This window comes from Pseudoalteromonas rubra, assembly GCF_005887115.1.
GTDB lineage: Bacteria > Pseudomonadota > Gammaproteobacteria > Enterobacterales > Alteromonadaceae > Pseudoalteromonas > Pseudoalteromonas rubra_F.
Genome location: NZ_PNCJ01000169.1, coordinates 1 through 298, shown reverse-complemented (window position 1 = coordinate 298; position 298 = coordinate 1). Strand labels below are relative to the sequence as shown.

The 298-nt window shown below is 46.6% G+C and carries 1 pseudogene; it reads left to right on the top strand.

Annotated features, from left to right (window positions below):
- Nucleotides 1-298: pseudogene (locus CWB98_RS23625) on the top strand (energy transducer TonB); the annotation flags it as partial.

The window sequence follows — 298 nt, the reverse complement described above, 5'->3', positions numbered from 1 at the left end:
AGGTGGCAGCAAAGCACAAAAAGAAGTGGTGCGTGTTGGTGCATTTAACTTAATCGCAGATGGTAAATACCTAGAGTACACACCGGCTACGAACACAATCAGCCAGCTTACGCGTCAGCCAAGCAGCCGTTACACTGCAACTGCGCCTGACTTACAACAAACAAAATCAGGTGTTGTGCAGTTCGCGCTTGACCCTACAGGTGGTTCAATTTTAGGTCTTTTAGTACAAGCACCAGATACTGAAGAGCAAGTTCACCAAGGCGGTACAGTAGGTTACATCATCTTAGGTGTTGGCTTA